21 protein-coding genes are annotated in these 22,566 nt (G+C 49.1%); 12 read left to right on the top strand and 9 right to left on the bottom strand.

All coding sequences use genetic code 11. The features are described from left to right. Positions 1 to 82 precede the first annotated feature (82 nt). Genes mdcE through mdcA form a run of 5 tightly spaced genes read right to left on the bottom strand, consistent with a single transcriptional unit; the run spans position 83 to position 4,624 of the window. Positions 83 to 898 (bottom strand): biotin-independent malonate decarboxylase subunit gamma, encoded by an 816-nt coding sequence (gene mdcE / locus DSM2777_RS12350; RefSeq protein ID WP_061554098.1) that lies wholly within the window; start codon positions 896 to 898, stop codon positions 83 to 85. Then, a complete protein-coding gene (locus DSM2777_RS12345) occupies positions 895 to 1,761 on the bottom strand; it encodes a biotin-independent malonate decarboxylase subunit beta (protein ID WP_061554097.1) in 867 nt (288 codons plus the stop codon). The genes mdcE and DSM2777_RS12345 overlap by 4 nt, the downstream gene beginning before the upstream one ends. Continuing rightward, positions 1,754 to 2,056 (bottom strand): malonate decarboxylase acyl carrier protein, encoded by a 303-nt coding sequence (gene mdcC / locus DSM2777_RS12340; RefSeq protein ID WP_061554096.1) that lies wholly within the window; start codon positions 2,054 to 2,056, stop codon positions 1,754 to 1,756. The genes DSM2777_RS12345 and mdcC overlap by 8 nt, the downstream gene beginning before the upstream one ends. A 52-nt stretch (positions 2,057 to 2,108) precedes the next feature. Beyond that, complete coding sequence (locus tag DSM2777_RS12335; protein ID WP_061554095.1) at positions 2,109 to 2,963, bottom strand: triphosphoribosyl-dephospho-CoA synthase; 855 nt, start codon at positions 2,961 to 2,963, stop codon at positions 2,109 to 2,111. After that, complete coding sequence (mdcA, locus tag DSM2777_RS12330) at positions 2,963 to 4,624, bottom strand: malonate decarboxylase subunit alpha (protein ID WP_046458141.1); 1,662 nt, start codon at positions 4,622 to 4,624, stop codon at positions 2,963 to 2,965. Before mdcA ends, DSM2777_RS12335 begins: the two co-directional genes overlap by 1 nt. 366 nt (positions 4,625 to 4,990) lie before the next feature. Between mdcA and nlpA the strand changes: the two genes are divergently transcribed. The 8 genes from nlpA (at position 4,991) to DSM2777_RS12295 (ending at position 14,276) form a co-directional block, all read left to right on the top strand. Beyond that, a complete protein-coding gene (nlpA, locus tag DSM2777_RS12325; protein ID WP_061554094.1) occupies positions 4,991 to 5,806 on the top strand; it encodes a lipoprotein NlpA in 816 nt (271 codons plus the stop codon). A 44-nt stretch (positions 5,807 to 5,850) separates the two neighbouring features. Next, positions 5,851 to 5,994 carry a small membrane protein YohP gene (locus DSM2777_RS25240; RefSeq protein ID WP_441683023.1) on the top strand — a complete coding sequence of 48 codons (144 nt, stop codon included), beginning with the start codon at positions 5,851 to 5,853 and terminating at the stop codon, positions 5,992 to 5,994. Positions 5,995 to 6,910: 916 nt separating this feature from the next. Continuing rightward, a complete protein-coding gene (locus tag DSM2777_RS12320) occupies positions 6,911 to 7,330 on the top strand; it encodes a hypothetical protein (protein WP_335340649.1) in 420 nt (139 codons plus the stop codon). 87 nt (positions 7,331 to 7,417) lie between these two features. After that, positions 7,418 to 7,792 carry a copper-binding protein gene (locus DSM2777_RS12315; protein ID WP_061554093.1) on the top strand — a complete coding sequence of 125 codons (375 nt, stop codon included), beginning with the start codon at positions 7,418 to 7,420 and terminating at the stop codon, positions 7,790 to 7,792. A 12-nt stretch (positions 7,793 to 7,804) separates the two neighbouring features. Beyond that, entirely contained in the window at positions 7,805 to 9,061 is a 1,257-nt protein-coding gene (locus DSM2777_RS12310; protein ID WP_061554092.1) for a TolC family protein, read from the top strand. Next, positions 9,058 to 10,575: an efflux RND transporter periplasmic adaptor subunit gene (locus DSM2777_RS12305; protein ID WP_061554091.1), complete on the top strand. Its 1,518-nt coding sequence runs from the start codon at positions 9,058 to 9,060 to the stop codon at positions 10,573 to 10,575. The genes DSM2777_RS12310 and DSM2777_RS12305 overlap by 4 nt, the downstream gene beginning before the upstream one ends. Further along, entirely contained in the window at positions 10,572 to 13,712 is a 3,141-nt protein-coding gene (locus DSM2777_RS12300) for an efflux RND transporter permease subunit (protein ID WP_061554090.1), read from the top strand. The genes DSM2777_RS12305 and DSM2777_RS12300 overlap by 4 nt, the downstream gene beginning before the upstream one ends. Before the next feature lie 210 nt (positions 13,713 to 13,922). Next, a complete protein-coding gene (locus DSM2777_RS12295; RefSeq protein WP_046457337.1) occupies positions 13,923 to 14,276 on the top strand; it encodes a PsiF family protein in 354 nt (117 codons plus the stop codon). 107 nt (positions 14,277 to 14,383) lie between these two features. On the opposite strand, the gene DSM2777_RS12290 is transcribed toward DSM2777_RS12295, so the two are convergent. The 3 genes from DSM2777_RS12290 to DSM2777_RS12280 form a co-directional block, all read right to left on the bottom strand. Further along, on the bottom strand, positions 14,384 to 15,649 hold the full coding sequence (locus DSM2777_RS12290) for an MFS transporter (RefSeq protein ID WP_061554089.1): 1,266 nt from the start codon (positions 15,647 to 15,649) through the stop codon (positions 14,384 to 14,386). Positions 15,650 to 15,752: 103 nt separating this feature from the next. Then, positions 15,753 to 16,724: a sugar phosphate isomerase/epimerase family protein gene (locus DSM2777_RS12285; protein WP_061554088.1), complete on the bottom strand. Its 972-nt coding sequence runs from the start codon at positions 16,722 to 16,724 to the stop codon at positions 15,753 to 15,755. Positions 16,725 to 16,732: 8 nt separating this feature from the next. Beyond that, complete coding sequence (locus tag DSM2777_RS12280) at positions 16,733 to 17,440, bottom strand: GntR family transcriptional regulator (protein ID WP_046457340.1); 708 nt, start codon at positions 17,438 to 17,440, stop codon at positions 16,733 to 16,735. Between the two features lie 317 nt (positions 17,441 to 17,757). On the opposite strand from DSM2777_RS12280, the gene gpmA reads away from it, so the two are divergent. Together gpmA and DSM2777_RS12270 are read left to right on the top strand one after the other, a co-directional pair. Then, on the top strand, positions 17,758 to 18,510 hold the full coding sequence (gene gpmA / locus DSM2777_RS12275) for a 2,3-diphosphoglycerate-dependent phosphoglycerate mutase (RefSeq protein ID WP_046457341.1): 753 nt from the start codon (positions 17,758 to 17,760) through the stop codon (positions 18,508 to 18,510). A gap of 225 nt (positions 18,511 to 18,735) precedes the next feature. Continuing rightward, the gene (locus tag DSM2777_RS12270; protein WP_046457342.1) at positions 18,736 to 19,155 is read left to right on the top strand and encodes a Spy/CpxP family protein refolding chaperone; all 420 of its coding nucleotides are present in this window, start codon (positions 18,736 to 18,738) and stop codon (positions 19,153 to 19,155) included. A 70-nt stretch (positions 19,156 to 19,225) separates the two neighbouring features. Here the strand turns inward: DSM2777_RS12270 and aroG are convergent, their stop codons facing one another. Then, entirely contained in the window at positions 19,226 to 20,278 is a 1,053-nt protein-coding gene (aroG, locus tag DSM2777_RS12265; RefSeq protein WP_040045735.1) for a 3-deoxy-7-phosphoheptulonate synthase AroG, read from the bottom strand. Between the two features lie 444 nt (positions 20,279 to 20,722). On the opposite strand from aroG, the gene DSM2777_RS12260 reads away from it, so the two are divergent. Further along, a complete protein-coding gene (locus DSM2777_RS12260) occupies positions 20,723 to 21,376 on the top strand; it encodes a CPBP family intramembrane glutamic endopeptidase (RefSeq protein WP_061554087.1) in 654 nt (217 codons plus the stop codon). A 119-nt stretch (positions 21,377 to 21,495) separates the two neighbouring features. Beyond that, a complete protein-coding gene (gene zitB / locus DSM2777_RS12255; RefSeq protein WP_061554086.1) occupies positions 21,496 to 22,476 on the top strand; it encodes a CDF family zinc transporter ZitB in 981 nt (326 codons plus the stop codon). Positions 22,477 to 22,566: the final 90 nt, after the last annotated feature.

Here is a 22,566-nt window from a genome sequence, read left to right as displayed (position 1 = left end):
AAGACTCGCTGGGTGCGATACATTTGCATCGTTCCCAGCGTTATAATTAAAACTAACGGTCGGTCTTAGTGTGTTTAACGCGTTACCACTCGGCGCGCATACGGCTGCGAACCAGAGAAGAACTTTGGCGATTGTGCGCGCCTAAGCGGTTGCTGAGATCGACGCCCTGTTGGCGAGCATCGGCAATGGCCTCGCGCAGTACGTTGTTCACGCGAGCAAGATCGTCTGCGCTGGCATTGAGCGGATCGTTGATGTCTAGCAGTTGGTCTAATAAGCCCAGCGTGCTGTAGTTTTTAATGTCATAGGCCATCGGCGGAATGGTCGCGGCTAATTTCTCCAGCGACTCCACGGAGCGCAGCGTAATACGCGCCGCAGACTCTTTCCCCATCGCATGAATCATGACGCCCGCGTCATTGAACGCAATCAGACGGTTAGCCTGATAGCCGTGCGCTAAGAAAGCACCTGACATCGCTTTACCGACGATTAAGCCAATCACCGGATGACCCGCCAAACGCGCTTTCGCGTAAGCACCTGCGGCACCGGCTAAGGCCTGATGAATACCAAACGCTTCTTCGCGACGGCCATAAGCCTGACTTGGCACATCAATCACGGCCACGATGGCGCGCTTCTGTGGTTTGTCTTGGTCAGCTTCGACGACCTCACTCACCAACTGTGCCAGCGTCCAGCCTTCGAGCAGACCGACTTCGCCGTTGACCGCACGCGGATAATGATTGTTTGCATCTGGAACCACCGCGATAAAACGTGCGGCCTGTCCATCAATTTCGCCATCGGCGACTTTAACCGATTCGCATTGCCCTTGGCGCTGAGTGGCGCCCTGAGTCAGTAAGGAAAACCAGTAGCGGCCACGGCTGGCGGTGTGTGCTGTTGAGGTGCTCATGCGCGATCCTCCTGTAAACGGTCTTTAGCAGAGAGATGATTCTGAGAGAAAAGTTCGGCGGCCAGTTCAGTCGTTGCCTGTTGGCGAGTATCGAATCCTTGCAGCGCGGTCAGATACTGGGCGAATTTATCTGAACGATGTTGTTCAGGAACACCACGGGCAATACACTGATTCATTGCCTGTTTTACCGCGTTTAAGCCATCAGGGACTTCGACATCAACAAAACCGTTGCGATAACGAACGTCACCACCGGTCATGCTCCAGATGAATGGGCGGTCGCGTGAGTCATACTCTTCAATCCCCGCTTCCTGCTCAATCACCTGCGGGCCGTTGAGTCCTAAGCGCGCTTCACGCGTTACGATCAAATAGCTGCACAGCGCGGCCGCAATCGACATACCACCGAAGCAGCCAACGGTACCGGCAACAATGCCCACTACCGGCGTATAGCGACGCAGATCGACAATCGCCGCATGAATATCCGCAATGGCCGCCAAACCGAGATTGGCCTCTTGCAAACGCACGCCGCCGGTTTCTAGCAACAAGACAGCCTGCGTTGGAATACCGTTGCGGTTATCCTCCGCGGCCAGCTCTAGCGCTGAAGCCATTTTGGCACCGGACACTTCGCCCATGCTGCCGCCTTGGAAAGCGCCTTCAACCGCAACCACGACCGCGGGTTTGCCTTCAATGGTGCCTTTAGCCACCACCATGCCGTCGTCGGCCTGCGTCACAATGCCCTGAGGTTCTAACCACGGCGATGTGATGTGCTCGAAGGGGCCTAATAATTCACGGAAAGTACCGGCATCCAGTAAACGACGCGCACGTTCACGGGCGCTGAGTTCGATAAAGCTGAGATCGTTACGCATGAGTTGCCTCCTCAAACACTTGTTCGATACGTAGGCGAGCCACGCCCGGCGTCGCACCGAAATCATTAATCTCTAAAAGCCCCGCAGGCAAAGTACGTAGGCTAGCCAAGCGCTCAAACAGGTGTTGCCAACGCAGACCGCTGCCGTCCACCGATGTTTTAATCACCACGGACAGCGTGCCTGCGCTCTGTTCAGGCGCAAACAGCACTTCCATATCGCCGGAACCGACGACCCCGCTTAATGCTTTGTTCGGCAGCGTTTCGCTTGCCGGATAGCTCAGTTCAATACGTTCCATAACGTCCTCTTTATTCGTTGTCTAACCGCCGACGCGAATCTTTATGCCCCACCTATTGGCGGCAGGTTCTGTCTAAAAACAGCGCGGCGGCCAGTAAATCTGCGGCTCCACCGGGAGAAACGTGGTCAGCCAGCATGCGGGCTTCCAAATGGGCTAACGCTAAACGACCTGCTGGCGTTTGATATCCGCCGTTAGCCAGCACCTCGGCGGCACCCTGTTGCATCGCATTCAGGGCGGATAAACCACCGCGAGAAAGCACACAGGTATCGCTAAGCGAGGTCATAATAGCCATCAGCGCATCAATCCGGGCTTCTTGTTCCGTTGCCCCTTGCTGACGGCTACGCCACAGCTGTGGTAAAGCCAGCGTTATCACATGCGGAAAGCCTTGCTGTGCCTCTTCACGTGCACCGGGAACCTGATAACGTTGAGTCGCTCGAAGCCCTTTACTGAATACTTTTGGGCTTGCATGGTCGGGCAAACGCGCAACCTGCGCGGCCAAACTGAGCGTTGAGTACACGTCCCCCTTCGCCCCTTGCATGGAGACGGCGCTCACCAATAATCCCAGCGCCCAAATAGCACCACGGTGGGTATTCACGCCCTGCGTCGCCAGCATCATGCTGCGCTCACCGTCCCGCCCTATTCTTCCAATCTCCTGACGCAGCGCGCTGTCTACCGGACGCTGCCAGCTTGCGATGGCGAGCTGTTGAAACGCAGGCGTTAGGCTATGTGCCGAGCGCTCCATCAGTTCCAGCGTTAAATCCTGATGTGCGCCAGAACCGCGGCTATCAACCAAGCCAGGTTTTGGAGACAGACGCGCTTCGTCCAGCAGTGCTTGCGTCGCCTGTTTAGCGAGTAAACTGGCCGCATCATCGGCGTCGGAATGGAGTGAATAGGGTTGGATTTTCATTACCAGCTCCGGAATTTAGCGGGTGGGTTGTATAAACCGTCAGACCACTCAACCAGATCGGATACGCTACCCGCTGCCAGCAACGAACGCGTTGCATCGGTACGACGGATCCCCATATCTTCAGGGAAGACTACTTTGCCTTCACGGCGCAGCTCGGCAACGCGTTTAGCATCAACGCCCAAACCGATATCGGTGATCCCCGCAACTGCCGCCACCATCGCACGGCGCTCTTCTAACGAGCGGGCACGGTAGAGATAGGCAATCCCCTCTTCGGTTAGTACGTGAGTTACGTCATCGCCGTAAATCATGACCGGAGCCAGCGGCATGCCTGACTCTTTGGCCACGTCAATCGCATCCAGTTTTTCAACGAAGGTCGGTTTCGCACCGGCTTGGAAGGTTTCAACCATCTGAACCACCAGCTTGCGACCGCGTGCTAACGGATCTGGCTCTTCGATCATATCGAGCCAAGCTGGCGTCGCGTGACGGCGACCATGCGGATCGTGTCCCATATTTGGCGCACCGCCGAAACCGGATAGGCGACCACGGGTGACCGTTGAAGAGTGTGCCATGCCGTCAATTTGCAGCGTGGAACCGATAAACATATCCACCGCGTACTGCCCTGCCATCTGGCAGAAAGCACGGTTTGAACGCATAGAGCCGTCATTACCGGTGAAGAAAATATCCGGGCGTGCCGCAATGTAATCTTCCATCCCCAGTTCGCCGCCGAAGCAGTGAACGGTTTCAACCCAGCCGCTTTCGATAGCAGGGATCAGCGTTGGATGCGGATTCAGTGTCCAGTGTTTACAGATTTTGCCTTTCAGCCCTAATTGCTCACCGTAGGTTGGCAGCAGCAATTCGATGGCGGCGGTATTAAAACCAATCCCGTGGTTGAGGGACTGCACCTGATGCTTGGCATAAATACCTTTAATGGCCATCATGCCCATCAGTACGTGCACGGGTTTAATCAAACGAGGATCGCGGGTAAACAGAGGTTCGATAAAGAATGGCTTGTCGGCAACCACCACGAAGTCAATCCAAGAACCCGGAATATCAACGCGTGGCAGGTCGGTTTCGTCATCGACCAGCTCATTAACCTGTGCGATGACTAAGCCATTTTTGAACGCCGCAGCTTCAACCAGCGCGGGCGTATCTTCGGTGCTTGGACCGGTATAAAGATTGCCGTGGCGGTCCGCTTTGAAACCGGCGACCAGCGCCACGTTAGGCACCAGATCCACATAAAGGCGTGAATACAGTTCGATGTAGGTATGGATGGCACCAATTTCTAGCTGACCATCTTCAAGCAGCTGTGAAATGCGCAGGCTCTGGGTGCCGGAGAAGGCAAAGTCCAGCTTGCGAGCAATCCCTTTTTCAAAGATATCCAGATGTTCTGCACGACCCACGCTTGGCATGATCATATGCAAATCGTGGACTTTCGCCGGATCAACCTCAGCCAAGCTGCGCGATAAGAAATCAGCCTGCTTTTGGTTGTTACCTTCCATAACAACGCGGTCGCCAGAGACAATCAGTTTTTCGAGAATTGCGGTTAAATCATCGGTCGGAATTACTTTTCCGTTGATGAGCCCCTGCACGCTTTCAACGCGACGTCTTTTTTCCTGACGGCGGGTATCCCATACGCGAGTGGGTGTTTGATGAAGCGACATACCTAAACCTCCCCGGTTTAATTCATTAGCGCATCATGCGAGTAAGAATTTTTGCAGTGAGGCCAGCATAAAATTCCTAAAGTCGTCTATCAATTAACCAATTCACGCAATCATTAGCCTAAGAGTAATGATTGAGGTGACTTATAAAACAGGTATTTACTTTGCTAAGTGGGCGGAATAGGCAACATGATGAAAAATAATCAGCATACAAACGCAGGTGAAAAAGCGATGCTGAATATGACGTCAAAATAACCTTTCCGCTGAGACAGTCACGTCGGCAAAACCATCACGCGGGAGGTTGAGAAAAGCGATTAATATTGGCGTTGCACCTTTCTCACCCCATTGAAAAACATAAGGACGGTACTCATGAAATCTGCATTTAACGCAACACTATTCGTTGCGCTATTTAGCACGGCTGCATTGCTCTCTGGTTGTGATCAAAAAAGCGATCAGGCTCATCATATAAAAGTGGGCGTGATTAACGGGGCGGAACAGGATGTGGCTGAGGTGGCTCAGAAAGTAGCAAAAGAAAAATATGGCCTTGACGTGGAGCTGGTTGGATTTAGCGGTTCGCTGCTGCCTAACGACGCCACCGATAAAGGCGAACTCGATGCTAACGTTTTCCAACATCGTCCTTACTTAGCCGAACAAAATCAGGCTCACGGCTATAAACTAGTCGCCGTCGGCAACACCTTTGTTTTTCCGATGGCGGGCTACTCAGACAAAATCAAAACTGTCTCCGAGCTGAAAAAGGGAGACACCATCGCGATTCCAAACGATCCTACCAACTTGGGTCGCGCATTATTGCTGCTGCAAAAAGAGAAGCTGATTACGGTTAAACAGGATAAAGGCCTGTTGCCAACCTCGATTGATATTACTTCCAACCCGCTCGATTTAAATATTATGGAGCTTGAAGGCGCACAGCTTCCGCACGTGTTAAAAGATCCGAAAGTCACCGTGGCAATTATCAGCACCACCTATCTACAGCAAACCGGTTTATCGCCGGTCAAAGACAGCGTATTTATTGAAGATAAAGAGTCGCCTTACGTCAATATCATCGTCACCCGCGAAGATAATAAAGACGCCGCAAATGTCCGAGACTTCGTAAAATCTTATGAATCGCCGGAGGTTGCCGCCGCGGCTCAGAAGATATTCAACGGCGGTGCCGTGCAAGGGTGGTAAAACCCAATAACCTAAGCATTTGCTTTTCTTAATCTATACTCACTATGACTAACGCCCATTTAGGGCGTTTTTTTCAGCGACTAAAAATGGATAAGGAGCAGCAAATGAAAATTCTCTTATGGGTTATTGCGATTATCTTTATTGTGGGGCTGTTGACGATTACGGGTGTGTTTAAGTTGATATTTTAGGGGATAACCCAAAGGGTTAGGGACATCCGTTTGTGTTATATCCGTGTATAGTTTCGACCGGATTATGACGCCTTTGTGTAAGGTTTCGTTCGCCTATCAATAACAGCTATCACATATAGCTAGAGTCAAAGGCGACCGATGAGGGGCGCCAGCGCGCGCCCCTTCAATCCTCGCGCTTTTATCCGAGACGCCATCTCCGCGCCGGGTCGGCATGCGCCATCCCTGGCGCCTCCTCCCCTCGTGAAAACATCCTGTTTTCACTGCTCTAAATGCCATGACTTAGACTAAAAAACATATAAAGTTTTTGTCTTTTGTCTTTTGTCTTTTGTCTTTTGTCTTTTGTCTTTTGTCTTTTGGGTTTGACCTTCTCCGGCACGTTGTTCTTCAGCCGAATAGAGGAATGAAGGCTAGGATTTGCCGACTGGACGTCGGCAAAAGAGCGACGGAGGCATGGATGCCGATTGTCGCTCGTTCCGTTAAAGCCGGAATGACGAAATGAGGGAACCTGCGAAGCAGGCTGAAGAACGGTGCCAAGCCGGGTTGTTAGGGGGCGGCGATTGGCCCCCTAACACGGACGTCTGCACGATGCACAGGTAGAATTCGTAGTTTTAGACGGACGTAACCTTTCACCGTACTTAAGCTATAGAGGCAATTGAGCCGCCTTGCTCGGACGTCTGCACAATGCACAAGCAGAATTCGGAATTTTAGGCGGACGTAACCTTACACCTACCACACCAATCAAATAGAATTGATACAAAATTGAATCCCCCCAGTAACCAAAAAGTTAAATCAACTCCCTGATTATCCGAAATATCTCCTCCTGACAGTTCTTTACCCATCATTCCTTGTTAGCACGCAATGCTAAACGCTACACTGAAAGCCGTTTCATTTAGGGTGACTGTCGATTTCTATGTTTATGAGCAGCAAGCTTCAACAACGGATGCATAATCTACGCGTGAAAAACGTGTGGGCGATTGTATTGGTTGCTTGTTGGACGCTGCTGAACGCTCAGCTCGCCATCGCTGGACATCAATGCAATATGAACGTTGATGGCCCTGCGCCAATGGTGCAGCACATCACGCATATGCAAGGCGCACCCGACGTTGTCGCGCATCACATGCAAGTGTCGGAAACCATGTGTGAAAAACACTGTTCTCCTGACAGCATGAAACAAGACAACGGTGAAACCCAGCTAACGCTCCATGCGATCCCCGTCAGTTCTGAACTCGCCGCCATTGATGTGGCCGCGGTAGAACTGCCCTGTGATACCGAATGGCGTCAGCCCCCTTCTGTCGGCCCTCCAGCCGAAATACGTTTTTGCCGCTTTAGAGAATAACTCCAGACGTAAAACCTCAATTTAGTTTTGCTGCGTGGCTTCGCCTATACGCAGCGGGTTTTCGTTATTTTTACAGGAGTTAATCTTATGTCTTACGCTAAAAACATCCGTACCCTACTCGCAACCACCGCCGTTCTTTCTGCCTTTGCTTTCGCTACGCCGATTATGGCCAACACCGGTCATGACATGAGCGCGATGCATAACATGAGCGACATGCCGCATCATGAATCAACCGCGGCGTCTTACCACGCTACCGGCGTAGTAAAAAGCTGGAGCCAAGAAAGCGGCGTTTCATTAACTCACGCCCCGATCCCTGAACTGCATTGGCCAGCCATGACCATGACCTTTGCATTGCCCTCTGCGCCAGCCATCAAGCCACTGGCCGTGGGTAGCAAAGTGAATTTCAGCTTTATTCAAACCGAATCCGGTTATCAATTAACTGAAATTACCCCAGCTCAGTAACGGAGAAACATCATGCAAAACCGAAAGCAGCGCCGCATTGCGGCGTGGCTGGCGGCGATGTTTTTCCTGCCTGCCGCCGCACAGGCGGCAAGCCTGAGCTTGGATGAAGCCCTGAACGCCGCGCAGAAATATTCTGCGGCGCTCTCGGCGAACCAACATCAGGTTAATGCACTGGAAAACATGGCTGACTCTGCCACGCAGCTTCCCGATCCAAAATTAAAATTTGGTATCGAAAACGTCCCCGTCGGTGGGGATAACGGTCGTCGTCTAACGCGTGAAGGGATGACCATGCAGCGTATAGGGATCATGCAGGACTACGTCAGCAGCGAAAAACGCGAACGTAAAGCCGATACCTTACGCGCTGAAGCGGCAAAAACCGCGGCCAATTCGCTGGCGATCCGCGCTCAGCTCCAACGAGATACCGCACAAGCGTGGCTCGATCTGGCCTTGGCACAGCGCAGTGAAGAACAGGCAAAAAAATTGGTGAATGAAGGCCAACGTCAGGTTCCACTGCAAAATGCCAGCGTCGCCAACGGCAGTGCGCCGAGCAGCGCAATTGATGCCAGACTCACGCTCGCCGCCATGCAGGATCTCGTGACCGATGCCAGCCGTGATGTTCAGGTTGCTCAGGCACGTCTGATGCAGTTGACCGGCGAAAACGATGTGCGTACCGCGGGCTCGCTGCCGCGTTATCAGCGCTTACCCGCCGAGCGCGATATTTTGATTCAGGCCATTGATGAACATCCTGAAGTTCTACAGGCCAAGCGTGAGTCAGACGTTGCGCATGCCCGTTCCGAGCAAACCGCGCTGGCCGCAATACCCGACGTGGGCGTTGAGGTTTATTACGCCAAGCGCGGAGATGACTATGAAGATATGGCAGGCGTGATGTTTACCGTCGATCTTCCGCTGTTTAAATCCAAACGTCAGGATAAAGACTACGCCGCCGAAGTTTCCCGCAGCATGGAAGCGAACGACCAGCTTACGTTACTCCAGCGCGATCACCGCGCGCAGTTAGATACGTTAATCGCTCAGTATCAGGCCGCCCAAAGCCGCTGGCAGCGCCAGCAGCAGGAAATCGTGCCGCTACAGCAACAGAAAATCCGTCTGCTAGAAGCACAGTATCGTGCAGGCAGCAGCTCCTTAGCCGAGGTGATGAGTGGTCGCCGTGCCCTATTAGAAAGCGAGTTAGCATCCGTTACGGCTGAACGTGAAATGGCCAAAATCTGGGCCTCAATCCGCTATCTCATCCCGCAGGAGTTTGCCCAATGAATAACAAATTTACCCTTAGCGCCATTGTCATTGCCTTGCTCGCTGCGGGCTGGGGCGGATACAAATTAGGTTCGCAATCTCAGCATACGAATGACGCCCCCACTACCAAACAGACCGCTGAAGCAGGACGCAAAGTGCTGTATTGGTACGATCCGATGGTGCCCGGCCAGCGATTTGATAAGCCCGGTAAATCTCCGTTTATGGATATGGAGCTTGTGCCGCGCTATGCCAGTGAATCAGGGCAGGAATCAGATACCGGTGTCAGCATTAGCGCTCGCCAACAGCAGAATCTCGGCATTAAAACGGCACCCGCCGAGCGTCATACATTTAGCAGCAACCTGAAAGCCTATGGCACCGTCGCCGTTAATGAACGCACGCTGAGCACGCTCTCTGCGCCGAGCGCGGGCGTTATCGAGCAATTGAAGGTAAGAGCGCTACAGCAAAGCGTTAAGGCCGGTGAAACGCTGGCGGTTATCTGGAATCCTAGCTGGAGCAGCGCTCAGCAGGAGTATCTGGCTATCCGCGCCGTGGGCGATTCGGCGCTAACGCAGGCGGCCCGTCAACGCTTAGCGCTACAGTTCATGCCTGAAAGCGTTATCCGAGCCGTAGAGCGTAGCGGCAAAGTACAACCGCGAATGACCATCACCGCACCGCGCAGTGGCTACGTATCTAAACTGGAAGTGCGTGAAGGACAGCAGGTTGCCACCGCTCAGCCGCTATTTGAATTGGCAAGCCTCGATCCGGTTTGGGTGGTTATTGACTATCCGCAGTCACAGGCCGAGAGGATCCGCTTGGGCGATCGCGTAACCGCCACCAGCAGCGCATGGCCTAGTGTCAGTTTTGATGGCCGCGTGAGCGAGCTTTTGCCCGAACTCGATGCAACTACCCGTAACCTGAAAGCCCGAATTGAGCTCAGCAACCCGCAGCAACAATTAAAACCGGGGATGTACCTCAACGTCGCAAGCGCTAGCAGCCACGAACGTAGCGCCTTGGCGATCCCGCAATCCGCGTTAATTACCACCGGTGAAAACAGTCATGTACTGCTTAGCGATGGCAACGGGCATTTCACCCCGGTGGCGGTGCGTACCGGCGAGAGCCAAGGCGATTGGGTGGAGATCTTAGAGGGTCTTAAAGAAGGTCAGCCGGTCGTAACGTCCGGTCAATTTATGCTGGATTCTGAAGCCAGCCTGCGTAACGCGCTGCCGCAGTTTAGCGAGGCGAAAACGTCTACTGAAGCTCAAACCAAGCAAGAGCCGGAGGAGACGCAATACTCCACCACCGGCGTGATTAAGGCGATAACGGGCGAGAGTTTAACGATCAGCCACGAAGCGATTCCGGCCTTGAAATGGGGCCCAATGACCATGGATTTCACCTTGCCGGGCGGTAAGCTACCCGAAGGTGTGGAAACAGGGTCGCATGTCAGCTTTAGCTTCACGATGGATGACAGCGGGATTGTCATCCGCCACATCATGCCCGCGGACATGAAAATGGATATGTCGGGAGGCCGACCATGATTGCCGCCGTTATTCGCTGGTCGCTCAAAAACCGTCTGTTGGTGGTACTGGCTGCCATCGGTTTAGCCGTTTGGGGATTGTGGGCCGTACAAAAAGCTCCGTTGGATGCGCTGCCCGATCTCTCTGATACGCAGGTAATTATTCGTGTCAGCTATCCTGGCAAAGCTCCGCAGGTGGTCGAAAACCTAGTCACCTATCCACTCACCACCACCATGCTTTCGGTGCCCGGTGCGAAAACCGTGCGCGGTTTCTCTATGTTTGGTGATTCCTATGTGTATGTGCTTTTTGACGATGGCACCGACCCTTACTGGGCGCGCTCGCGCGTTCTCGAATATCTCAGCCAAGTGCAGTCAACGCTGCCGCCTGAGGCTAAAGCCTCTCTCGGCCCCGATGCCACCGGCGTTGGTTGGGTATATGAATATGCGCTCACGGATACCACAGGAAAATACAGTTTGGCCGATCTTCGCGCATTACAGGATTGGACGCTGAAATATGAATTAAAAACGGTGCCGAACGTATCAGAAGTCGCCAGCGTAGGCGGTATGGTGCGTCAATATCAGGTCGTTTTGCAGCCTGAGAAAATGCGTGCGCTTAACGTGACGCATGAGCAAATAACGGCGGCCATTAAGGCGGCAAATCAGGAAGGCGGTGGCTCGGTTTTAGAACTTGGCGAAGCGGAGTATATGGTTCGCACCTCCGGCTATCTGCAATCCTTGGATGATTTCCGCAACGTGGTTATCGCCACACGTAACGGAGTTCCCGTCATGCTCTCCGATGTGGCAACGCTGCGTTTAGGGCCAGAGATGCGCCGCGGCGTGGCTGAGCTTAACGGTGAAGGTGAAGTGGCTGGCGGTATCATCGTGATGCGTTCGGGGAAAAATGCCTTAGACACCATCAACGCGGTGAAAGACAAGCTGAATCAGCTGCAAAAAAGTTTGCCACCGGGGGTGAAGATCGTCACCACTTACGATCGTTCTCAGCTCATTGAACGCGCTATCGAAACCCTTTCACATAAGTTGCTGGAAGAGTTCGTGGTGGTCGCCGTTATCTGTGCCCTGTTCCTGTTCCATTTCCGCTCGGCGTTGGTGGCCATTATCAGCCTGCCGCTGGGAATACTCGGCGCGTTTGTGATCATGCATTATCAGGGGGTCAACGCCAATATTATGTCACTCGGCGGGATCGCGATCGCCATTGGGGCGATGGTGGATGCCGCGATCGTGATGATCGAAAACATGCATAAGGTGCTGGAACAGTGGCGACACGATCATGAAAACCGCACGCCAAGCAGCGCAGAATATTGGAAGATCGCAGAGAAAGCCGCGGTCGAAGTGGGCCCAGCGCTATTTTGTAGCTTATTAATTATTACGCTGTCCTTTATTCCTGTGTTCGCACTTGAGGCACAGGAAGGGAAAATGTTCTCCCCGCTGGCGTTCACGAAAACCTATGCCATGGCGGTTTCGGCCGGTTTAGGGATTACGCTAGTTCCGGTGCTGATGGGCTATTTTATTCGTGGCAAGATACCGGATGAAAATGCTAATCCGATAAACCGCTGGCTGATAAAAGCCTATCACCCGTTATTAGATTGGGTGTTAGCACGCCCAAAAACTACGTTAGTGATTGCCGCTGCGCTGCTGCTGGCAACGGCTTATCCTTTAAGCCGCTTGGGCAGCGAGTTTATGCCGTCGCTGGACGAAGGTGATTTGTTGTATATGCCTTCCGCATTGCCCGGTATTTCAGCGCGTGAAGCCAGCCGACTGTTACAGCTCACCGACCGCCTGATCAAAACCGTACCTGAAGTTGAGACCGTATTTGGCAAAGCAGGCCGCGCAGATACCGCGACCGATCCCGCCCCGCTCACCATGCTGGAAACGACCATTCGCTTCAAACCGCATGACCAATGGCGCGCGGGTATGACGATGGACAAACTGATTGCCGAACTGGATGCTCGTGTACAGGTTCCCGGCATCGCTAATATTTGGGTACCGCCGATCCGTAACCGTTTAGATATGCTGTCTACGGGCATCAAAAGCCCGGTCGGCATCAAGGTAAACAGCAACAATTTGCAGCAGATTGGCGAGGTGGCTGAGCAGATCGAACGCGTGGTGCAAAAAGTGCCCGGAGTCACGTCGGCGCTAGCCGAACGTATGACCGGCGGTCGTTACATCGATATTGATATTAACCGCACCGCAGCCGCTCGCTATGGCGTCACGGTAAAAGAGCTTCAGTCATTGGTTTCCAGCGTTGTCGGCGGTGAAAATATTGGTGAAACCATTGAAGGCCGCGAGCGTTTTCCTATCAATATCCGTTACCCACGAGAAGTGCGTGATTCCGTTGAAAAACTCCGTGCTTTGCCGGTAGTCACGGCCAGCGGCGCTCAGGTTGCGCTGGGAGATTTAGCCGAAGTTCGGATCAGCGAAGGCCCACCGATGTTAAAAAGCGAGAATGCACGCTTGTCTGATTGGGTATACGTTGACCTGCGCGGGCGCGATCTGAAATCAGCGGTGGAAGATATGCAGAAGGCCGTGGCTGAACAGGTAAAACTGCCCGAAGGCGTTTCTTTAAGTTGGTCAGGACAGTTTGAGTATATGGAACGCGCCAGCGCCAAATTACAGATGGTTCTGCCGTTAACGTTGATGATTATCTTCGTGTTGCTCTACATCACCTTCGGCAAAATTCGTGACGCTTTACTGATCATGGGCACCCTTCCCTTTGCCTTAATCGGCGGCGTTTGGCTGCTCTATTTGTTGGGCTATAACCTCTCGGTTGCCGGAGCCGTTGGCTTTATCGCGCTGGCGGGCGTGTCGGCAGAATTTGGCGTCATTATGCTGCTGTATCTCAACCATGCGGTTGCCAAACATCAGCAAGGCGATCGGCCGCTCACCCACCAGCAAATGCTGGCAGCGCTGCACGAAGGTGCCGTACTGCGCGTTCGCCCCAAAGTGATGACGGTTGCCACCATTATGGCGGGTTTATTGCCGATTATGTGGGGAGGCGGAACGGGGTCAGAAGTCATGCAGCGCATTGCGGCGCCAATGATTGGCGGGATGGTCAGCGCCCCACTGCTATCGATGCTAGTCATCCCTGCGGTGTATTTGTTGCTTCATCCGGTTAAAGCGGATCCCAAGCAACCCCATTAAAATTAACGTTTGAAGTCAAAACACAGCCTATCCCGGCTGTGTTTTTTTTGTTTATTCTTCTGAGATTTATCCGTTTCTCTCTGTTTTAACGCGCTTTTTATAAAAGTCTCATTCCAATTCTGCTACTTGCCATCTACGCTTATTACGTAAATGAATGGGTCAGTAAAAATTCATCTAAAGAGCTACATTTCGGCAAATAAGGAAACAGTTATGTTCATGCGCAAAGTTCTCCCTTTAATGGCGGGTTTACTGCTGGCTGGTAGCGCTCTGGCGGCAGATCCGGCTACTACAGATGCTAAAGCAGTCAAAGCCCCTTCGGCAAAACAGTTAGCTCAGCAAAAGAAAATGACCGACTGTAGCCAGCAGGCAAGCAGCCAGTCATTGAGCGGTGACGCTCGTAAAACCTTTATGAGTACCTGTTTAAAGGCGGAAACGAATCCAACCGCTACCACGCTAACGCCACAGCAGCAGAAAATGAAAACCTGTAACGCGGAAGCCAAAAGCAAAACCTTTAAAGAAGGCGAACGTAAAACCTTCATGAGCGACTGCTTGAAGAAAAAATAATTCTGCGGTCTGGCTCGCGTCCTTCACGCTTTGGGAAGACGCGAGCCCTTCGTTCTAAACTTTCAGATAATAAGCCGACAATAAACTACACCGTCTAATAATTAATATTAAACGGTTGCCATTGAGCGCAGCTGTCGATCTTTACGAATGTTTTTAATCAGTAATCCTGAAATACAAATCCCTAAGCAGGCGAAAACCGCCATCAGACCAAAGACAATTTGATAGCCAATGAGCCCTGGATTGGCATCCAAAATATGGCCATACAGGCTATAGCAAAACATTGCAGGGGCATAACCGATAAAACTGCCTAGCGCCATTGCTGCCCCAGTATTTTTCTCACTAATTCCAGCTTCACCGATAGGTGCAAAAAATACCGCTCGCTGCGTAAAGACCACTGCACCGAATAGTAAAGTACATACCATGCCTAAATAAACCGACATATGTTTATGAGGTAAAAGAATCAATACCACCAACATAATCGCACTAATAATAAAGGTATAGAAAAGATATTTACTTGGTGATTTCAGAACTTTGTCCGCAATTAAGCCACCGATAGGGCCGCCAACCATCTTTAGACAATATTGGTTAATAATTCCATATGCACCAACTAACGCAATGGGCAGTGCGTAGACATTGCTTAAGAATGGAATAAAGAAAGTGAGCCCGCAATACACGGCGTAAACACAAAAAACGCTAAATGCAATTAACCAAACCGTTTTGTTTTTTAATACTTGGCCTAGCCCTGCATTTTCTGTTTTTTTCTCTTCGCTCACTTTCGTTGATACCGGTTCTTCGGTACATCCTTTCATCGCAAAGAAGAGAACCACACCGACTAAAATTGCAATAGCAGAATAGAACAGGATACCCGCTTTAAACCCGAGATATCCGCCGCCGAACCAAGCAAAGATAGCCAAAGCGCTAAACGCAATAATAGTATCTACAATGCCACGTCCTGTTTCGAAAAAGCCAAACAGTCGCCCTTGTTGCGTGTTATCGCCCAATAGGCTGACTGACTTCAATAAAACAGGCCAGTTAAGCATATCGCATGTCACACCAAATAATGCCCAGACGAACAGTATTCCCCAATAATCCGGCATGGTAGAGAGGTAGATACCAAGCAACCCCGTCGCGATTAATGACACTGACATAGTAAAACGGCGCGGCAAACGGTCAGAGATATAAATAGATAAAAAGAAGCCTATCGTCGTAACGATAGAGTTAATTGACATTGCATTGCCAATTTCACCGTTAGTTAAATGAAAGTATTCTTGCATGGGCACATAAAATGCATCTTTCAATGAAGGAAGTTTATATATCGTTCCTCCACACAAAACCAATAGACTAAATATGGTCCATTTCTTTTTTGTTAACATAGTTTCACCCCACCATATAATCATATGATGTTATTGATAGTGTTGGATAATAGAGCCATCCAATATAAATTTAGATGAGCTACTTTTGGTTATTTATTTTGATTTATTTTAAAACAGCTACCGCTTCTTGTTTTAATTTTTGTAATATATTTCTCACGTAGGCAATCTGATTTAATGCATCATTAAATTCTTTTTCTAGTCTGACATCTAACTCTTTGTTAGGTAGCGGTGTTTCACTCATTTCTCGCCAAGGTATCCACGGATTATTATCCTCATGTTGGAAACGAAACGGCGGCGCATAATAATCCACCTCTTCTTCTAAACCATAGGCGATGACCTGAGGCTTATCTTCTCCTAAGCATACAAGTTGGAAAAGTAACTCTTTAAAAGGCAAATCACCTTGACCAGAAATACAGGCTTTATGCCCAAGCCCATTAGCCTCTCGGACAATAAGTGCATCCTTTATATGCACCTGTGTAACGTTAGATGCCATTGCAGCTAATGCAGGAAGTGGCTCTTCATTCGCGTTTATCATATTAGCGAAATCAAATAGTAGAGACAGCTGAGGAAAATCAGCGTCATTAACTAATTTAACCAGCTCATGGCCTTTCAGATCCTCATGCTGTTCAAGCGTGAATGTTAAGCCGCTGTGTTGGTAATTCTCTTTAATATAGTGAATATCTTGTCTAATCTGAGCGAGAACGGCATTCAAATGCCCTTCATAGCGCGGATAAAATCGTACCGAGGAGGCTCCCGATTTTGTTGCAATAGCTACAGCTTGATCTATTGTTTTAGCATCCGATGCGCTGGTTTCAATATGAATATCCAGCCCTAAACGACGTGCTTTTTCGCCAAACTGTTGCAATCGTTCATCGTTAGCACAGCTTAAAGACTGACTCTCACCATCTAAAACATGAACTTTTATACCTTTAAGCTGATGCTGACTGGCAATATCCAGCAGGTTTTCAGGTAATATCTTTTCCACTCTCATATTAAGATGAAATGCATAGGCATGTAGATACAACGGAATATTATCTGCACGCTGCAATATCTTTGTGGCTTGTATACGATTCATGATGCTTCCTATAAGTCGATAAAAAATTCTACTGACTCAAAACGCCAATATTCGATATCAATTTGAACAATTTTATTTGCTTCGTCGGCGCGATATTTTTTGACTCGAATGGACGGCGTACCCGATGTTCCCCCCATGCCTTTGCATGCACCGCCGGAAAGGCGAGTAGGTTTAAATTCCAAATGCTGGGTATGTGTTTTTTTGGCATAGTTTTTTTCCCATACTTCGGCAAATGAACGCTCACCAAGCTGACCAATAAAGTCAGGGGCAACCTGTGCATTAATAAAAGTTTCATGGTAGAAAACTTTGTGACTATCGAGCGCGCCCCAGCCTGAGATTTTGTAGAGCGTTTCCCCTTCACTGACCCCGAGTAATGACAATACGTCTGCTGGCGCAGTGTAAACACTCTCTTTTTCTAAATATCCCCAAGACGGCAAACGCCCCTGCTCTATCGCAGCCTGTTTAAAGCTGGTCGAGCTGCTAGGGCTGTAATTGAAACGTGGCAACGCAACAAACCAGCCTCGGCGATCTTTACGGAATATTTTTGATTCACCTTCGAGATACAGTAACGCCTGACGCAGGGTCATACGTTTAATCCCTAAGAGTTCCTCGAGCTCTCGCTCAGAAGGAAGCTTACTCCCTGGAGTAATCACCCCCATCTTTAGCCAATCATTGAGTTTCTGTTTCGCAAATTCTACCGTGGAATTGTTCTGCATGACTTAATCCATTTGGTTTAAACCAGATTTAAAATGACATTACATTGACTCTGCAATGAAGACAATCACTGCCCTCTGCGTTAACAATTAATTGTGAACTTACTCCCATAATCTGTGCGAAATGTAGGCTTATTGCGCAATGGAAAAACGCATTGAAAATGCAGCTAACGGGCACTATCCGCACGAATCCCCCACTTCATACGTACACATATGCGCTGAAATTAGCTATGTTTAGACTCAGCTATTGCTGTTTGCTGTGTGATGGCAATATAATGATAATAGTTATCATTTAATAAATTACGCTAAGGAGTTTACCCATGGCTGTGACTAAATTAGTTTTGGTACGACACGGTGAAAGCGAGTGGAACAAAGAAAACCGCTTCACTGGCTGGACGGATGTTGAGCTTTCTGACAAAGGACGTTCCGAAGCAAAATCGGCGGGTAAGCTTTTAAAAGAACAAGGTTTCTCCTTTGATTTTGCATACACATCAGTGCTGAAACGTGCGATCCACACGTTGTGGAATGTGCTGGATGAGCTGGAACAGCAATGGCTGCCGGTTGAAAAATCATGGAAGCTGAACGAACGTCATTACGGTGCTTTGCAGGGGCTGAACAAGGCTGAAACCGCACAAAAATATGGCGACGATCAGGTAAAACTGTGGCGCCGTGGTTTTGCCGTTACGCCTCCTGAATTAACCAAAGAAGATGAGCGCTATCCTGGCCACGATCCTCGTTACGCCAAACTCAGCGAGCAGGAACTGCCGGTTACCGAGAGCTTGGCAACCACTATTGATCGCGTTATTCCTTACTGGACCGATGTGATTAAGCCACGCATCGCGAGCGGCGAACGCGTCATTATTGCAGCACACGGTAACTCACTGCGCGCATTGGTTAAATACTTAGATAACCTAAGCGAAGATGAAATTCTTGAGCTGAATATTCCAACCGGCGTACCGTTGGTCTATGAGTTTGATGAAAATCTTAAACCGTTAAAACGTTACTATCTTGGCGATGCCGCTGAAATTGCCGCCAAAGCCGCCGCGGTTGCCAATCAAGGCAAAGCAAAATAATCACCAACGTACTTTATTATTAAGCGCCTTCGGGCGCTTTTTTACTTTTCTATGACTGAAACTCAGCGTGAAAAATTACAGAAATTCATGTAACCAATAAATAACAATCACACATAATAAAATATTCTGCGTTCACGAGTTCACACACTTCATTACAACACTAATTCATAAATGGTTTACAGTATTTTGTATTCACCACTCTTTTTACTAGATGGAATCTATTAAATGAACAAACTTTCTAAGTTAACTCTTGCGGCTTCAGCGCTTATTTTCTCAGGCTTCGCATTAGCATCGAGTAATACAGGCACCAGTATTCAACCTGAGCAGCAGCAAGACCCGATGATCCAACATCTGCATTTAACACCATCTCAAGTTGAACAGATAAAAACGTTGCGCAGCGATACCGATAAAAAGATGGCTACCATCGATACTAAAGATATTCAAAATGGTCTGCTTATCGATATTATTGATTCAGGCAAGTGGGATGAAACTGCGGTTAAGAAACAAATTGCGGCTTTCGGCAAGGCACAAGAACAAGCGCGTTATTATCGTATGCAGTATTTCTTTAATTTGAGCAAAATTTTAACCCCAGAACAAAAAGCACAGGTTAAAAGCGATTTAGCACAAGAAATGCAGCAGCAATAAAAATTGTGATCGGATTTTCTCTAGTAAAAAGCCCACTCTGTGAAGTGGGCTTTTTTTGTGAACAGCTGAATTAACCGCGGCGTGCTTTCACTGCCTGAGCTAATTGGCGCAGTACCGTTTCAGTATCATCCCAACCAATACATGCATCAGTCACGCTTTTGCCATAAACCAAAGGCTCGGTGCCTTCTAGGTTCTGGTTACCTTCTTCAAGATGACTCTCAATCATCACGCCCATAATGGCTTTATCACCAGCTTCGAGCTGATGACAAACGTCAGTGCAGACTTCTAGCTGCTTTTTGAATTGTTTGCTGCTGTTTGCATGGCTGAAATCAATCATCACCTGCTCAGCCAAACCGGCTTTTTTCAGCCCCGCTTTCACTTCCTGTACATGTGCAGCGCTATAGTTTGGCTCTTTGCCACCGCGTAGAATAATATGGCAATCGCCGTTACCGCTGGTGTTCACAATCGCTGAGTGACCCCATTTGGTGACTGACAAGAAGCAATGTGCCGCGCTTGCGGCGTTGATCGCATCAATAGCCACTTTGATGGTGCCATCGGTGCCATTTTTAAATCCAACTGGGCAAGATAAACCTGAAGCCAGCTCGCGGTGGACCTGTGATTCCGTAGTACGCGCGCCAATAGCGCCCCAGCTCATGAGATCCGCCAAATATTGTGGCGTGATCATATCAAGGAACTCACCCGCCGTTGGCATACCGATATCATTGATATCCAGCAGTAATTTACGCGCAATACGCAAACCGTCGTTGATCTGATAGCTGCTATCCATATGCGGGTCGTTGATTAATCCCTTCCAACCTACCGTGGTGCGTGGTTTTTCAAAATAGACACGCATCACGATCTCAAGCTCACCGTTGAGTTCTTGGCGCAGTTTGAGCAGGCGCTGAGCGTATTCTTTGGCGGCTTCAATATCGTGAATTGAGCATGGACCGATAATAACCAGCAGGCGATCGTCTTTGCCTTTGAGGATTTGATGAATTGCACCACGAGCCTGCGACACCGTTTCGGCTGCAAACGCCGTTGCCGGAAACTTCTCTAACAGGGCAACAGGTGGCAGGAGTTCCTTAATTTCTTTAATGCGTAAATCGTCGTTCTGGTAATTCATAACTATTCCGTTGGTGTCGAAGGGGATTAATAGGCGAATCTCCAATCTAGCCGTTTTACGCGGCAATTGTAAACGGACTTTGTTCAACAATTTCTTGATTTAAGTCCACCACAGCCTAACAACCACGGTCATCACTTCATCATGAGCCATCATTGATGATGATTTTAAACGCATTAATCAGCATAGGTGGATATTGAACAGCCGGAGCAAAAGCACTTCCAGCAACAAAATTTCCGCCTGACATAAAATCTTTGCCGCATAAAATAGTTTCATCATGTTACAAGTAATCAATTGTGCAAAGATTAGCAGCCCACTCATTCACTATTATTATTTTTAATAGAAATCTTAATTTATAATTCAGCTGCGGTTTCAGGTTGGATGCTTGCTTAGTTTTCACTGCCGCATTTATAATCAGACACAAACATCATAGAGAAATACCGCGCAATGGACAGCAAGACACTGGGTAAAATAACCCAATCATTTATATGCTTTAGCATTTTTATACTTTGGTATTTTATTTCTTATATTTCACTATTACTTAGTAACTATAAAGCGCTCTATCAAAGTGGATATCTTATTCCATTTATGAGTTTTGCACTTTGGACACCCTTTTCTTACATCGCAATAAAAAAATACTCGCTTCACTACAAGGACATCAACAAGGGCAGTATCGACATAAAAAGCGCGCTATTTTTTATCTTGTTTATCATCACACTAAGGGTAATATCTGCTTTTTATGATAAGCCAGAAGTATGGACTGAATCGATAGTTACTTATTCCAGCTTCTCTTTTTTCCTATTCTCTTTTTGTGTTTGCTTGTTAGCCCCTATTTATGAAGAGATCGTATTTCGTGGTTTTCTTCTCAATGCATTTCTTTTATGGGGGCCTAAAGTAAAAATCTATGGAATAGTATTAACCTCTCTCTTATTCAGTCTTATGCATACTCAATATAACTCGCCTACGACCTTCATCGAACTGTTCACTTTTTCCGTCATATTATGTTATGCAAGAATATACAAAAATGGATTAGTACTTCCTATATTTCTGCATTGTGTTTTCAATTCATTTGCAACTTTATTGGTCACATTAAGTCGATAGATGGCAAATATTTTTGACGCCTTCTTAGGTAAAAAACGTTAGAGAACGTTCCGTATCAGCCGTCCTGTGCTTAAACTATAGCTATAGAGTTAAAATCTGAAGCGTATTAAGGACAAACGATGCCAGCTCATCAACATTCTCACTCACCACAAAGCAGCGATAGTAAGCGCTTGATACTGGCTCTGGCCGTCACCGCCATCTTCATGGTAGTCGAAGTTATTGGTGGGCTTATTTCAGGCTCGCTGGCGCTGCTCGCCGATGCTGGCCATATGTTAACGGACACTGCGGCCCTGTTTGTTGCAGTTATCGCCGTGCGTTTTGCCGCTCGTTCGCCAACCTTGAAGCATTCATTTGGTTTTCTTCGCTTCACCACGCTTGCAGCATTCGTTAACGCCGCTGCGTTGGTGGTGATTGTTTTCATCATCGTTTGGGAAGCAGTTAAGCGTTTTATGTCACCCGAACCCGTGATGGGCGGGACGATGCTAGCCATCGCGATTGCGGGTTTGTTGGCGAATATTCTCTCATTCTGGCTGCTTCATCACGGTTCTGAAGAGAAAAACATCAACGTTCGCGCTGCCGCGCTGCACGTTATGGGCGATCTTTTAGGCTCTGTTGGCGCCATTGTTGCGGCGTTGGTCATCATGTGGACGGGATGGACACCTATTGACCCTATTCTTTCCGTCGTCGTCTCGTGTTTGGTTTTACACAGCGCATGGAACTTACTCAAAGAAAGCACCAACGAACTTTTAGAAGGTACACCAGAAGATGTGGATGTACCGCAGCTACAGCGAGCGCTGTGCAACGCATTTCCCGAGGTGCGCAATGTACATCATGTGCACATTTGGCAAATTGGCGAACAGCGCTTAATGACGCTGCACGTGCGAGTTATACCGCCACACGATCATGACGGGCTGTTAGACCAAATTCAGCATTATCTTGCGGAGCACTATCAGATTGGGCATGCAACCATTCAAATGGAATATAACGGCTGTGAGGAACATGACTGTGATCTTATGACTCATGTGCAAATGCCTTCAGGGCATAGCCATTCACATAGCCATTCGCATAGCACCGGGCACACACACGAACACACAGACTAAGTAAGCGATCACAAACATCTAAGAAAGAAGCAAAATGAAAAAAGGGAACCCCGCTAAATAGCTGCAAGGTTCCCTTTTTTATCGTTATAT

This window comes from Obesumbacterium proteus, assembly GCF_001586165.1.
Classification (GTDB): domain Bacteria; phylum Pseudomonadota; class Gammaproteobacteria; order Enterobacterales; family Enterobacteriaceae; genus Hafnia; species Hafnia protea.
This window is presented reverse-complemented; position numbering and strand designations above follow the sequence as displayed.